The sequence below is a fragment of the Streptomyces sp. H51 genome, from assembly GCF_035656535.1.
Classification (GTDB): domain Bacteria; phylum Actinomycetota; class Actinomycetes; order Streptomycetales; family Streptomycetaceae; genus Streptomyces.
This window is the reverse complement of sequence record NZ_JAYMHD010000075.1, coordinates 82,027-94,875: the sequence shown is the minus strand read 5'-3', so window position 1 is coordinate 94,875 and position 12,849 is coordinate 82,027. Positions and strand designations below refer to the sequence as shown.

Annotated in this window: 11 protein-coding genes; 10 read left to right on the top strand and 1 reads right to left on the bottom strand. The window is 75.2% G+C overall.

The window, feature by feature from the left end:
- Positions 1-58: 58 nt before the first annotated feature.
- Positions 59-2,239, top strand: coding sequence for a primosomal protein N' (locus VKA29_RS27025; RefSeq protein WP_420718573.1), 2,181 nt, complete (start codon positions 59-61; stop codon positions 2,237-2,239).
- Positions 2,240-2,413: 174 nt separating this feature from the next.
- On the opposite strand, the gene VKA29_RS27020 is transcribed toward VKA29_RS27025, so the two are convergent.
- Positions 2,414-2,947, bottom strand: a complete 534-nt coding sequence (locus tag VKA29_RS27020; protein WP_324788600.1) for a hypothetical protein — start codon at positions 2,945-2,947, stop codon at positions 2,414-2,416.
- A gap of 320 nt (positions 2,948-3,267) precedes the next feature.
- Here VKA29_RS27020 and fmt point away from each other — a divergent pair, with 320 nt between their 5' ends.
- The 9 genes from fmt (at position 3,268) to VKA29_RS26975 (ending at position 12,840) form a co-directional block, all read left to right on the top strand.
- Positions 3,268-4,206 (top strand): methionyl-tRNA formyltransferase, encoded by a 939-nt coding sequence (fmt, locus tag VKA29_RS27015; protein ID WP_324788599.1) that lies wholly within the window; start codon positions 3,268-3,270, stop codon positions 4,204-4,206.
- 127 nt (positions 4,207-4,333) lie between these two features.
- A complete protein-coding gene (locus VKA29_RS27010; protein WP_324788598.1) occupies positions 4,334-5,752 on the top strand; it encodes an RsmB/NOP family class I SAM-dependent RNA methyltransferase in 1,419 nt (472 codons plus the stop codon).
- A gap of 145 nt (positions 5,753-5,897) precedes the next feature.
- Positions 5,898-6,584, top strand: coding sequence for a ribulose-phosphate 3-epimerase (rpe, locus tag VKA29_RS27005; RefSeq protein ID WP_324788597.1), 687 nt, complete (start codon positions 5,898-5,900; stop codon positions 6,582-6,584).
- Between the two features lie 90 nt (positions 6,585-6,674).
- A complete protein-coding gene (locus VKA29_RS27000) occupies positions 6,675-7,718 on the top strand; it encodes a sugar-binding transcriptional regulator (protein WP_324788596.1) in 1,044 nt (347 codons plus the stop codon).
- A 142-nt stretch (positions 7,719-7,860) separates the two neighbouring features.
- A complete protein-coding gene (locus VKA29_RS26995; RefSeq protein ID WP_324788595.1) occupies positions 7,861-8,175 on the top strand; it encodes a barstar family protein in 315 nt (104 codons plus the stop codon).
- A 131-nt stretch (positions 8,176-8,306) separates the two neighbouring features.
- Positions 8,307-9,749, top strand: a complete 1,443-nt coding sequence (locus VKA29_RS26990; protein WP_324788819.1) for a GuaB1 family IMP dehydrogenase-related protein — start codon at positions 8,307-8,309, stop codon at positions 9,747-9,749.
- A gap of 113 nt (positions 9,750-9,862) precedes the next feature.
- Positions 9,863-10,315 (top strand): Lrp/AsnC family transcriptional regulator, encoded by a 453-nt coding sequence (locus tag VKA29_RS26985; RefSeq protein ID WP_324788594.1) that lies wholly within the window; start codon positions 9,863-9,865, stop codon positions 10,313-10,315.
- A 231-nt stretch (positions 10,316-10,546) separates the two neighbouring features.
- A complete protein-coding gene (locus tag VKA29_RS26980) occupies positions 10,547-11,752 on the top strand; it encodes an MFS transporter (RefSeq protein ID WP_324788593.1) in 1,206 nt (401 codons plus the stop codon).
- 299 nt (positions 11,753-12,051) lie between these two features.
- Positions 12,052-12,840, top strand: a complete 789-nt coding sequence (locus VKA29_RS26975) for a carbon-nitrogen hydrolase family protein (RefSeq protein ID WP_324788592.1) — start codon at positions 12,052-12,054, stop codon at positions 12,838-12,840.
- Positions 12,841-12,849: the final 9 nt, after the last annotated feature.

The following is a 12,849-nucleotide window of genomic DNA, read 5'->3' as shown; positions in this document are numbered from 1 at the left end:
GCGGTGACGGTGACCGCCGGGCGTCCCGGGCGTCCCGGGCGTCCCGAGCGCGCGGCGGATGTCAGTGCCGTTTGGTAAGAATGCAAGCGTGAGCAGCGACGACGGGCAGGGCGACGAGGCGCGGTCGGCGCCGCCCGAGCAGCTCGCGCTCATCCGCGAGAGCGTGCGCCGGGCCAGGGAACCGCGGGCCAAGCCGCGGACGTGGCGGGGGGCCGCGCTGGCCGGGGAGCTGCCCGTCGCGCGGGTGCTGGTCGACAAGGGCGTGCTGCATCTCGACCGCTACTTCGACTACGCCGTGCCCGAGGAGCTGGACGCCGACGCGCAGCCCGGGGTGCGGGTGCGGGTGCGCTTCGGGGCCGGGCGGCACCGGGTGCGGGAAGGCCGGCGCGAGGGCGGCGGGCTGATCGACGGGTTCCTCGTCGAGCGGCGCGCCGAGTCCGACTACTCCGGGCCGCTCGCCGCGCTGGCCCAGGTCGTCTCGCCGGAGCGGGTGCTCAGCGAGGAACTGCTCGGGCTCGCCCGAGCCGTCGCCGACCGGTACGCCGGGAGCCTCGCCGACGTGCTGCAGCTCGCCGTGCCGCCGCGCAGCGCGCGGGCCGAGCAGCGGCCGTCGCCCGAGCCGCTGCCGCCGCCCGGCGCGCCGGAGGCGGGATCGTGGACGCGCTACGAGCGGGGGGAGGGGTTCCTCCGGTCACTGGCTTCCGGGGGATCACCGCGCGCCGTGTGGAACGCGTTGCCCGGCCCCGAGTGGAGCGAGGAGCTGGCGAGGGCCGTGGTGGCGACGCTGGCGTCCGGGCGCGGGGCCCTGGTCGTGCTGCCCGACGGGCGGGCGGTCGCACGGGTCGACGCGGCACTGACCGCGCTGCTGGGTGCGGGACGGCACGCGGTGCTCACCGCCGACGCCGGGCCCGAGAAACGCTACCGGGAGTGGCTGGCCGTGCGGCGGGGTTCCGTGCGGGCCGTCGTGGGCACGCGGGCCGCGATGTTCGCGCCGGTGCGGGACCTCGGACTGGTCGCCGTCTGGGACGACGGCGACGACAGCCACAGTGAGCCGCACGCGCCGCAGCCGCACGCGCGGGAGGTGCTGCTGCTGCGGGCCGCGCACGACAAGTGCGGCTTCCTGCTGGGTGCCTGGAGTTGCACCGTGGAGGCCGCGCAGCTCGTCGAGACGGGCTGGGCCCGGCCGCTGGTGGCCGCGCGCGAGCAGGTGCGGGCCGCCGCCCCGCTGGTGCGGACCGTCGGCGACGGGGACCTCGCCCGGGACGAGGCCGCGCGCGCCGCCCGGCTGCCGACGCTCGCCTGGCAGGCCGTCCGGGAGGGCCTGCGGCACGGGCCGGTGCTGGTGCAGGTGCCGCGGCGGGGATACGTGCCGCGGATGGCGTGCGCCGGGTGCCGGGCGCCCGCGCGGTGCCGGCACTGCTCCGGACCGCTGGAGGGGCAGGAGCCGGGGGCGGCGCTGCGGTGCGGGTGGTGCGGGCGGGCGGAGGGCGCCTGGCACTGTCCGGAGTGCGGGTCGTTCCGGCTGCGGGCCCAGGTGGTGGGGGCGCGGCGGACCGCCGAGGAACTGGGGCGGGCGTTCCCGGCGGTGCCGGTGCGCACCTCGGGCCGCGAGCAGGTGCTCGACACCGTCCCGGACACGCCCGCGCTGGTGGTGAGCACTCCGGGGGCCGAGCCGGTCGCCGAGGGGGGCTATGCGGCGGCCCTGCTGCTGGACGGCTGGGCGATGCTGGGGCGGCCCGATCTGCGGGCCGGCGAGGACGCGCTGCGGCGGTGGACCGGGGCGGCGGCGCTGGTCCGTCCGCACGGCGCCGGGGGGACGGTCGTGGTGGTCGCCGAGCCGACGCTGCGGCCCGTGCAGGCCCTGGTGCGCTGGGACCCGGTCGGGCACGCGGTGCGGGAGCTCGCCGAGCGGGCCGAGCTGGGTTTCCCGCCGGTGTCGCGGATGGCGGCCGTGTCGGGGGTGCCGGAGGCGGTCGCGGACTTCCTGGCCACGGTGGCACTGCCGCCCGAGGCGGAGGTGCTGGGGCCGGTTCCGCTGCCGGTCACGTCCCCCGGAAGCCCCCGCAGGACGGGTGCGCCGCCTCCCGGTGAGCACTGGGAGCGCGCGCTCGTCAGGGTGCCGCCGGGCAGCGGGTCCGCCCTGGCCTCCGCCCTGAAGGCCGCGCAGGCGGCACGGATGGCGCGGGGCGGCGGGGAGGCGCCGGTACGGATCCGGATCGATCCGCCGGACATCGGGTGACGGGCGGGTCCGGGCGGGTCCGGGTGGGGACCGGTCCGGCGCCGGGCGGGGCCCGGTCGGGGAGCCGGGGCGGGCGAAGGCGCCGGGTCGGGCCGGGGCCGGAGCGGTCCGGTCCGGTCCGGGGCCGACCTCCCGGGGTGCCGGGAGGGCCGGGGGAGGGGAGCGGACGGCGGCTCAGCCGTTGCGCGGGCCGGGGAAGGCCGTCGGCCTGGCGTCGTCGCGCAGGCCGGGGCTGCCCGCCGTGGGCTGCGACGGCATGGAACGGGCGGCGGGGACCGTCGGGATGCCGGAGTTGACGCCGACCGTCCTGCTGCCCGACGGCTCGGTGGGCCGCTCGGCCTCGGGGGACGCCTGGGCCCCCGCGCGGCGCGCACCGTAACGGCGGTGCACCGCCTGCTTGGTGACGCCGAGCGCGGAGCCCACCGCGTCCCAGGAGAAGCCGAGCGAGCGGTCGAAGTCGACCGCGGCCGTGACCAGGGTCTCGACGCTGTCGCGGAGTTCCTGCGCGAGGCGGACCGTCGGGGCGGGGGCACGCCCGTAGACGACGAAGCCCGTGGCGGGGCCGGAGCGGCGCGGGCGGTAGACGTTGCCCAACTGGGCGGTGAGCGTGCGCAGTGCGTCCACCTGCCGGCGGACCCGCTCGATGTCCCGCACCAGCAATTGCAGGCTGGCCCGAGCCTGGGCGTCGTGAGTTGCGTGGTCGGCCATGAACAAGCCTCTCGAACCGGCGTTGAAAGGGATCGGGCAGCGCGATGTGCGGCCCTTGGGGGTCAACTCTTCCTTGACCAACGCCGATCAGCGCCGCAGGTCACGCATCGGGGGCGTACGGGCATATGCGTACGCCCCCGATGCGCCGCCGTGGCCGGGGGCGCCGCGGGCGGGAGGCGGCTGCGCGCGGGCGGGAGGCGGCCGCGTGCGGGCGGGAGGCGGGCCGCGTGCGGGCGGACCTCCTCGGCGGCGGGCCGCGGTGGCGGGCCATAGACTTGGGGGCCGCCGTCGTCACCGCCCGGAGAGGCCCCAACCCACCCATGAAGCTCGTCTTCGCCGGTACCCCCGAGGTCGCCGTTCCCGCTCTGGACGCCCTGATCAACTCCGGGCGGCACGAGGTGGCCGCCGTCGTCACGCGGCCCGACGCGCCGGCCGGGCGGGGGCGCAGGCTGGTGGCGTCCCCCGTCGCCGAGCGGGCGGCCGAGGCAGGCATCGAGGTGCTGAAGCCGGCCAAGCCGCGGGACACCGAATTCCTGGAGCGGCTGCGGGAGATCGGGCCGGACTGCTGCCCCGTCGTCGCCTACGGGGCCCTGCTGCCGCGCGTCGCGCTCGACATCCCCGTGCACGGCTGGGTCAACCTGCACTTCTCGCTGCTGCCCGCCTGGCGGGGCGCCGCGCCCGTGCAGCACGCCGTCATGGCCGGGGACGAGATCACCGGGGCCTCCACCTTCCTCATCGAGGAGGGCCTGGACTCCGGGCCCGTCTACGGGACGGTCACCGAGGAGGTCCGGCCCACCGACACCAGCGGCGACCTGCTGACCCGGCTCGCCCTCGCCGGGGCGGGACTGCTCACCGCGACCATGGACGGCATCGAGGACGGCACCCTGAAGGCCGTGCCGCAGCCCGCCGACGGCGTCAGCCTCGCCCCGAAGATCACCGTCGAGGACGCCCGGATCGACTGGGCCGCCCCGGCGCTCAGGGTCGACCGGGTGGTGCGCGGATGCACCCCCGCGCCCGGCGCCTGGACCACCTTCCGCGCCGAGCGGCTGAAGATCGTCCAGGTCAGGCCGGTGCCGGAGCGCACCGACCTCGCTCCGGGACAGCCGGCCGTCGGCAAGAACAGCGTCCACGTCGGCACCGGTTCCTACGCCGTCGAGCTGCTGTGGGTGCAGGCGCAGGGCAAGAAGCCGATGCGGGCCGCGGACTGGGCGCGCGGCGTGCGCGTCGCCGACGGCGAGACCCTCGGCGACCGGCACTGAGGCGGGCAGAGGCGAGCGGACATGCCAGGAACCAGGGTGGGGAAGGCGAGGGCCGGAGCGCGTCACGGAGGCGGGGCCGACGTACCCTTGGCGGGTATCCCCGCCTGACATCCGGAGCACCTTTTTCGTGAGCGACCAGCCCCGCCGCCCCCGCAAGCCCTACCGCCGGCCCAAGAAGGACCCCGTCCGCATGCTCGCCTTCGAGGCGCTCAGGGCCGTGGACGAGCGGGACGCGTACGCCAACCTCGTCCTGCCGCCCCTGCTGCGCAAGGCGCGGGAGAAGGAGGGGCCCGACCGGTTCGACGGGCGGGACGCGGCGCTCGCGACCGAGCTGGTGTACGGCACGCTGCGCCGGCAGGGGACGTACGACGCGATCATCGCCGCCTGCGTGGACCGGCCGCTCCGGGAGGTCGACCCGCCGGTGCTCGACGTGCTCAGTCTCGGCGTGCACCAGCTGCTCGGGACGCGGATCCCCACCCACGCCGCCGTCTCCGCCTCCGTCGAGCTCGCCCGCGTGGTGCTCGGCGACGGGCGGGCCAAGTTCGTCAACGCCGTGCTGCGCAAGGTCGCCCAGGACGACCTCGCCGGATGGATCGAGAAGGTCGCCCCGCCCTACGACGAGGACCCCGAGGACCACCTCGCCGTCGTGCACTCGCACCCGCGCTGGGTCGTCTCCGCGCTCTGGGACTCGCTCGGCGGCGGCCGGGCCGGCATCGAGGAACTGCTGGAGGCCGACAACGAGCGGCCCGAGGTGACCCTGGTGGCGCGTCCCGGCCGGGCCACGACCGGGGAACTGCTCCGGGAGGAGGCCGCCGTGCCGGGGCGCTGGTCGCCGTACGCCGTGCGGCTGGCCGAGGGCGGCGAGCCCGGCGCGATCGAGGCGGTGCGCGAGGGCCGTGCGGGCGTGCAGGACGAGGGCAGCCAGCTCGTCGCGCTGGCCCTGGCCAACGCGCCGCTGGAGGGGCGGGACGAGAAGTGGCTCGACGGGTGCGCCGGGCCCGGCGGCAAGGCCGCGCTGCTCGGAGCGCTTGCCGCCGAGCGCGGGGCCGTGCTGCTCGCCGCCGAGAAGCAGCCGCACCGGGCGGGGCTGGTGGCCAGGGCGCTGCGCGGCAACCCGGGGCCGTACCAGGTCATCACCGCGGACGGGACCCGGCCGCCGTGGCGTTCCGGCTCCTTCGACCGCGTGCTGATGGACGTGCCCTGCACCGGTCTCGGCGCCCTCAGGCGGCGGCCCGAGGCACGCTGGCGGCGCCGTCCCGAGGACCTGGACGGGTTCGCGCCGCTGCAGCGCGCCCTGCTGCACACCGCGCTGGACTCCGTGCGCGTCGGCGGGATCGTCGGCTACGCGACCTGCTCCCCGCACCTCGCGGAGACCAGGGCCGTCGTGGACGACGTGGTCAAGCAGCACCCCGACGCCGAACTCGTCGACGCCCGTCCGCTGCTGCCCGGCGTGCCGGACCTCGGCGAGGGCCCCGACGTGCAGTTGTGGCCGCACCGGCACGGGACCGACGCCATGTACCTGGCGCTCGTCCGGCGGACCGGCTGACCTGCTCCGCCCCGCCCGCGGCCGGCGCCGGACCCACCTGACGGGCGGCCGGTGCCGGCGGGCGCCGAGGTGCTGCCGTACCCGGAGAAGGTCCCGGGGCAGCACCGACGCGAACAAACGTGCCCGGACATGGCAGGCTTGGGTCATGGCCGTGCAGATCAACCCCAGCATCCTGTCCGCCGACTTCGCCCGCCTCTCGGACGAGGCGAAGGCGGTCGAGGGAGCCGACTGGCTCCACGTCGACGTCATGGACAACCATTTCGTCCCGAACCTCACACTCGGCGTGCCGGTCGTGGAGTCCCTCGCCCGCGCGACGGACACCCCGCTGGACTGCCATCTGATGATCGAGGCTCCTGACCGGTGGGCGCCCCAGTACGTCGAGGCGGGGGCCGGTTCCGTCACCTTCCACGTCGAGGCGGCCAGCGCTCCGGTGCGGCTCGCCCGTGAGATCCGGGCCAAGGGCGCCCGCGCCTCCATGGCGCTCCGGCCCGGCACGCCGATCGAGCCGTACGAGGACCTCCTGCCCGAACTCGACATGCTGTTGATCATGACCGTGGAGCCGGGCTTCGGCGGCCAGGCGTTCCTCGACATCATGCTGCCGAAGATCCGCCGCACCCGCGAGTTGATCAGCAAGCACGGTCTGGAGCTGTGGCTCCAGGTGGACGGCGGTGTCTCGGACGGCACCATCGAGCGCTGCGCCGAGGCCGGCGCGGACGTCTTCGTGGCGGGATCCGCGGTGTACGGGGCGGCCGATCCGGCCGAGGCGGTCCGTGCGCTGCGCGACCGGGCGGAGGCGGTGACCGCGCAGGCGTCGTGGGCGTGCGGCCACTGAACCGACCACTGAACCAAGGGAACGTGAACGCCGTCCATCAGGGCGAATCAACCGCGCCGGATCTGACAGGATGAACGGCGAATCCAGAGTGTGAACAGCAGTGAGGAGATCGCCGTGTCGGGTATGTCGGCGGGCCGGTCAGCAGTGCGGATGGGACCCGCTGAGCTGGTGCAGGCGGCGGCCATGGCCCGCCGCTTCTACCTCGAGGGCAAGTCCAAGATCCAGATCGCGGAGGAGTTCGGCGTCAGCCGCTTCAAGGTGGCCCGGGTGCTGGAGACGGCCCTCGAACGGGATCTCGTACGCATCGAGATCCGCGTCCCGGCCGAGCTGGACGCCGAGCGCTCGGACGCGCTGCGCGCCCGCTACGGCCTCCGGCACGCCGTCGTGGTGGAGTCGCCGGCCGACGCCGAGGAGTCGCCGGACCCGGAGAACCTCGGCGAGGTGGCCGCCGACCTGCTCGGCGAACTGGTGAACGAGGGCGACGTGCTCGGGCTCGCCTGGGGCCGCTCCACCATCCACATGGCCGCGGCCCTGGACCGGCTGCCGCCGTGCACCGTGGTGCAGCTCACGGGGGTGTACGACGCCGGCACCGCCGAGCGCGGCTCGGTGGAGGCCGTGCGCCGTGCCGCCCAGGTCTCCGGCGGCGACGCGCACCCCATCTACGCGCCGATGCTGCTGCCGGACGCGGCGACCGCGGCGGCGCTGCGCCACCAGACGGGGATCGCCCGGGCCTTCGAGTACTTCGACAAGGTCACCGTCGCCTGCGTGTCCATCGGCTCCTGGGAACCCGGCATCTCCACCGTGCACGACATGCTCAGCGACGAGGAGCGGGCGCACTACGCCTCGCTCGGCGTCGCCGCCGAGATGTCCGCGCACCTCTTCGACGCCGAGGGGCGCCGCATCGGACGCGACCTCGGCGAGCGGTGCATCACGGTCAAGGCGGACCAGCTCCGTCGCATCCCCGAGGTGGTGGCGATAGCGGGCGGGCAGCGCAAGGCGTCCGCGATCGACGCGGTGCTGCGCTCCGGGCTGGTCACCAGCCTGGTGACGGACACCTCGGCGGCGGACTATCTGATGACGGCCGGCTCCCCGCCCAAGCCCGCCCTCAACAGGGCCGACCCCGACGGGCCCTGACGGCACGTCAGGCCAGAAGGACCGGCACATCTCGTCACGCGCCGGGCCCACGCGACCGCGGGGCCCGGCGCGTTGTCATGGGACGGGACGGCCGGATCCACCACACCGGTGATCACGACAAGCCCCACAGGACGGTGCCGAGATGACGGAACACGTCGTCACGCTGGACCTCGACGGCGTCACGGACAAGGCGGGCCTGATGGACCGCTGCGCCCGCGCCCTCGACCTGCCCGACTGGTTCGGGCGCAACTGGGACGCCCTCGCCGACAGCCTCTCCGACCCCACCGTCTGGCCCCGCGGCGCACCGGAGCGGGGGCTGCTGGTCGTCGTGCGGAACTGGCGGCCGTACGCCGAGGCGCGGCCCGCGGAGTGGCGGACCGCGCGGGAGGTGTTCGCGCAGGCGGTGGACCGCACGCCGGGACTGTCCGTGGCGCTCGCCCTTGGAGGATCCTCCTGACCCGGCCCCGACCTGCTCGGACGATCCGACCGGGCAGCGCACCGAGGCCGCCGTGGGAGAATGAAGTACGTGCTCTTCCCCCTGGCTGACCTGCCCGGGGGCCACCTCTGATCGACTGGGATGTGCAGCACGTGCGTTTCCTCAACGATGTCCAGCCCGCGTACGACCTGACCTACGACGACGTGTTCATGGTCCCGAGCCGCAGCGCGGTCGGCTCCCGGCAGGGCGTCGACCTCAGCTCCCCGGACGGCACGGGCACCACGATCCCGCTCGTCGTCGCCAACATGACCGCCATCGCCGGCCGCCGCATGGCGGAGACGGTCGCCCGGCGCGGCGGGCTCGTGGTCATCCCGCAGGACATCCCGATCGAGGTCGTCACCGACGTCGTCGGCTGGGTGAAGAGCCGTCACCTCGTGCTGGACACCCCGATCGTGCTCACCCCGCACCAGACCGTCGCGGACGCGCTGTCGCTGCTGCCGAAGCGCGCGCACAACGCCGGCGTGGTCGTCGACGAGGGCGGCCGGCCCGTCGGCGTGGTCACCGACCGGGACCTGACCGGCGTCGACCGCTTCACCCAGCTCGAGGTCGTCATGTCCAAGGACCTGCTGCTCCTGGACGACGGCATCGATCCGCGCGAGGCCTTCAACACCCTCGACGCGGCCAACCGCCGCTACGCCCCGGTGGTCGGCCCGGACGGCCGCCTCGCCGGCATCCTCACCCGCAAGGGAGCCCTGCGCGCCACGCTGTACACGCCGGCCACCGACGCGCGGGGCAAGCTGCGCATCGCCGCCGCGGTCGGCATCAACGGCGACGTGGCGGGCAAGGCCGAGCAGCTCCTCGACGCGGGCGTCGACACGCTCGTCATCGACACCGCGCACGGCCACCAGGAGTCGATGATCAGTGCGATCAAGCTGGTGCGCGACCTCGCCCCGCGGGTGCCGGTCGTGGCCGGCAACGTCGTCGCCGCGGAGGGCGTGCGCGACCTGATCGAGGCCGGCGCGGACATCGTCAAGGTCGGCGTCGGCCCCGGCGCCATGTGCACCACCCGCATGATGACCGGCGTCGGCCGGCCGCAGTTCTCGGCGGTGCTGGAGTGCGCGGCCGAGGCGCGCAAGTACGGCAAGCACGTGTGGGCCGACGGCGGCGTCCGCCACCCGCGCGACGTGGCGATGGCGCTCGCGGCCGGGGCGTCCAACGTGATGATCGGCTCCTGGTTCGCGGGTACCTACGAGTCGCCGGGCGACCTCCAGCAGGACGCGGACGGCCGGCTCTACAAGGAGTCCTTCGGCATGGCGTCCTCCCGCGCGGTGCGCAACCGCACTTCCGAGGAGTCGGCCTACGACCGCGCCCGCAAGGCGCTGTTCGAGGAGGGCATCTCCACCTCCCGCATGTTCCTCGACCCCGCCCGCCCGGGCGTCGAGGACCTGATCGACTCGATCATCGCGGGTCTCCGCTCCTCCTGCACCTACGCCGGCGCCGGCTCCCTGGAGGAGTTCGCCGAGAAGGCCGTCGTCGGCATCCAGAGCGCGGCCGGCTACGCGGAGGGCAAGCCGCTGCACGCCAGCTGGAACTGAACGGGACCCGGGCGGTCTCCGGGGTCCGACGGCCGTCGGGCTCGTGTTCTACTTCCGGTACGGCCACCGCCGCTCCCGTCCCGCCGCGCCAGAAGTGAAGTGAACCACCCGCAGTGCTGAACGAACTCGACGAACGCATCGTGCACGCCCTCGCCGAGGACGCCCGCCGCTCCTACGCGGACATCGGGCAGTCGGTCGGCCTGTCCGCGCCCGCCGTGAAGCGCCGCGTGGACAGGCTGCGCGCCACCGGGGCCATCACCGGCTTCACCGTACGGGTGGACCCGTCGGCCCTCGGCTGGGAGACCGAGGGGTTCGTCGAGGTCTACTGCCGCCACAACACCTCGCCGGAGACCATCCGGCGGGGCCTGGAGCGCTACCAGGAGGTGGTCGCCGCGTCGACCGTCACCGGCGACGCGGACGCGATCGTGCAGGTCTTCGCCTCCGACATGCGGCACTTCGAGCGGGTCCTGGAGCGCATCGCCGGGGAGCCGTTCGTCGAGCGCACCAAGTCCGTGCTGGTGCTGTCCCCGCTGCTGCGCCGCTTCTCGTCGGGTTCACCGACGTGACCGGCGGACGCGACGATCCGCGGACGCGGTGACCGGCGGACACGACGATCCGGGGACGCGGCGATCCGCGCAAGGACGATCCGCGGGACGCGACGATCGGCGGACGCGCGCGCCGGGTCCGCCTGGCATCGGTGACATGACCTGGCGACATTGATCCCACCGCCGTGCCTCCCGAGGGCCGCCTCGGACGCCGTACCCCCGGCATCCGATCCGTCCCTGCGGGAAGGCCTCATGACACTCACCCCTGTGCGTGCGTCCGCCGTCGGCGTCCGGCGGCTCACGGCCACGCTGTACGGCTACGCGTTCCTCGACGACTTCGTCCTGCTCTACCCGGTGTACGCGCTGCTGTTCAGCGACACCGGACTGTCCGTCTGGCAGATCTCCTCCCTCTTCGCCCTGTGGTCGGCCACCGGCGTCCTGCTGGAGGTGCCCTCCGGCGCCTGGGCCGACGCCGTCTCCCGGCGGCTGCTGCTGTGGCTCGGCCCGCTGCTGACCGCCGCCGGCTTCGCGCTGTGGGTGCTCATCCCCTCGTACTGGGCCTTCGCGCTCGGCTTCGTCCTGTGGGGCGCCCGCGGAGCGCTCGGCTCCGGGGCGCTGGAGGCGCTGGTGTACGAGGAACTGGAGCGGCTCGGCGCGGCCGGCCGGTACGCCCGGGTCATGGGGCGGGCCCGGGCGGCGGGGCTGCTGGCCGTCATGGCCGCGATGGGCCTCGCCGGGCCCGTGTTCGCCCTCGGCGGCCACCCGGCCGTGGGGGCGGCGAGCGTGCTGTCCTGCCTGGCGGCCGCGGCGGTCGCGTCCCGGTTCCCGGAACACCGGGCCGCGCCGCGGGACCGGGCCGGGAACTGGGCGGCCGGCCTGCGGGCCGCGGTCGGCGAGGTCCGCCGCGACCGGTCCCTGCGCAGGGCGCTGCTCCTCGTGCCCGCCGTCGGCGCGGTGTGGGGGGCGCTCGACGAGTACACCCCGCTGCTGGTGCGGGAGACCGGCGTGCCGGAGGGGGCGGTGCCGTACCTGCTCCTGCTGATCTGGGCGGGAGCCACGGCCGGCAGCCTGCTGGCCGGCGTCTGCGCGCGCCTCGGCCGGGCCGGGTTCGCCGCGCTGCCGGCCGGCTCCGCGCTCGCCCTGGCCGGGGGAGCGGCGATGCGGACACCGGCCGGGCTGGGCCTCGTCGCCGTGGCCTTCGGCGGCCTCCAGCTGGCGACCGTACTGGCGGACGTCCGGCTGCAACGGCGCATCGACGACTCCGGCCGGGCCACCCTGACGTCGGTCGCCGGCCTGGGCACGGAACTCGCCACGATCGCCGTCTACGCCGGCTACGCGGCCGTCGCCACGCGAACCACCCACGGCACCGCTTTCGCGGTGTTCGCCGCGCCGTACCTGGTGACGGCCGTCCTGTCGGCCGTCACCCGCACCTCGCAGCGCGACGAGGCCGCCCCGTAGCCCACGGGTCCGGGCGGGCCGGTACGGGGGTCCGCAACGAATCGCCGCCGCACCGGCGTCGCCGCGTGCGCCGGGCGGTACCTGGTGACGGCCCTGCCCGTGACCGTGGGAGCGGCGCTTGCGGACCGCACCTCTCGCGGTCCGGAGCGAGGCCGTGCAACGAATCGCCGCCGCACCGCCGTTCCGCGCAACGATCAGCCCGGCGGTGCGCAACGGCTGCTTCTTGTCCGGCCGAGGACGCCGACCGTACGGTCTTTCTGGCCCCCCTACCCCCCTTCCGTACCGGCGAGGAACTACCCATGCGCACCGCCCTGCTCCAGAGCTCCGGCCGTCCCGGATCGGTCGAGGAGAACCTCGAGGTCCTCGACGAAGCCGCGGGCCGTGCCGCCGCCGCGGGCGCCGGGCTGCTGGCGGCGCCGGAGATGTTCCTGACCGGGTACGCGATCGGCGACGACATCGCCCGCCTCGCCGAGCCCGCCGACGGCGCCTCGGCGGCCGCGGTCGCCGGCATCGCCGCGCGGCACGGCGTGGCCGTCGTCTACGGCTACCCCGAGCGGGCCGGCGAGGCCGTCTTCAACTCCGCCCAGTTGGTCTCCGCCGACGGCGACCGCCTCGCCCACTACCGCAAGACCCATCTCTTCGGCCCCTTCGAGCGCGCCCACTTCACGCCGGGCGAGCAGCCGGTGGTGCAGGCCGAGCTGGACGGCCTCCGCGTCGGCCTCATGATCTGCTACGACGTGGAGTTCCCGGAGAACGTCCGCGCCCACGCGCTCGCCGGCACCGACCTCCTCGTCGTGCCGACGGCGCAGATGCACCCGTACCAGTTCGTCCCCGAGTCGCTGATCCCGGTGCGCGCCTTCGAGAACCAGATGTACGTCGCGTACGTCAACCGGGTCGGCCCGGAAGGGGAGTTCGACTTCGTCGGCCTCTCCACGCTGGCCGGACCCGACGGAGTCGCCCGCACCCGCGCCGGCCGCGGCGAGGAACTCGTCCTCGCCGACGTCGACCCCGCCTTCCTGGACGCCTCCCGCGAGGCCAACCCGTATCTGACGGACCGCCGCCCGGGCCTGTACGGGGCCCTCGTCTGACCCGGCCGC

Coding starts and splice junctions, on each gene's coding strand:
- fmt (WP_324788599.1), top strand. CDS start 3,268: ATGAAGCTCGTCTTCGCCGGTACCCCCGAGGTCGCCGTTCCCGCTCTG.
- VKA29_RS26980 (WP_324788593.1), top strand. CDS start 10,547: ATGACACTCACCCCTGTGCGTGCGTCCGCCGTCGGCGTCCGGCGGCTC.
- VKA29_RS26995 (WP_324788595.1), top strand. CDS start 7,861: ATGACGGAACACGTCGTCACGCTGGACCTCGACGGCGTCACGGACAAG.
- rpe (WP_324788597.1), top strand. CDS start 5,898: ATGGCCGTGCAGATCAACCCCAGCATCCTGTCCGCCGACTTCGCCCGC.
- VKA29_RS26975 (WP_324788592.1), top strand. CDS start 12,052: ATGCGCACCGCCCTGCTCCAGAGCTCCGGCCGTCCCGGATCGGTCGAG.
- VKA29_RS27020 (WP_324788600.1), bottom strand. CDS start 2,947: ATGGCCGACCACGCAACTCACGACGCCCAGGCTCGGGCCAGCCTGCAA.
- VKA29_RS27025 (WP_420718573.1), top strand. CDS start 59: ATGTCAGTGCCGTTTGGTAAGAATGCAAGCGTGAGCAGCGACGACGGG.